Raw genomic sequence first — 290 nt, 5'->3', positions numbered from 1 at the left:
AACGCGCCCAATCTCATAGACCGCCAGTTCGCCGGCCGCTACGAGCGACTCCTTGACAGCCGCCGCCTTGTCCTCGGCAACAACCAAAACCATCCCCACACCATTATTGAACGTTCTCGCCATCTCTTTAGGTTCGACGTTGCCGGCCTCCATAATCCACCTGAAGACGCCGGGCAGCTCCCACCGCGAAACGTCGACCGTGCAGCCGAGGTTCTTCGGCAGCGCCCGGGGAATGTTGTCGGTGAAGCCCCCGCCGGTGATGTGGCTCATGGATTTGACGAGCCCGGCTT

Annotated in this window: 1 protein-coding gene; it reads right to left on the bottom strand. The window is 61.4% G+C overall.

Annotation, left to right across the window (positions count from 1 at the left end):
- Window positions 1-290, bottom strand: a 290-nt coding sequence (locus K6T82_RS24185; protein WP_255596623.1) for an AIR synthase-related protein, incomplete at both ends; no start/stop codon positions are given.

It is taken from the genome of Flavobacterium potami (assembly GCF_020026915.1).
Taxonomy (GTDB): domain Bacteria; phylum Bacteroidota; class Bacteroidia; order Flavobacteriales; family Flavobacteriaceae; genus Flavobacterium; species Flavobacterium potami.
Note: the sequence above shows the minus strand (reverse complement) of the source record. Positions and strands in the feature narration are given on the sequence as shown.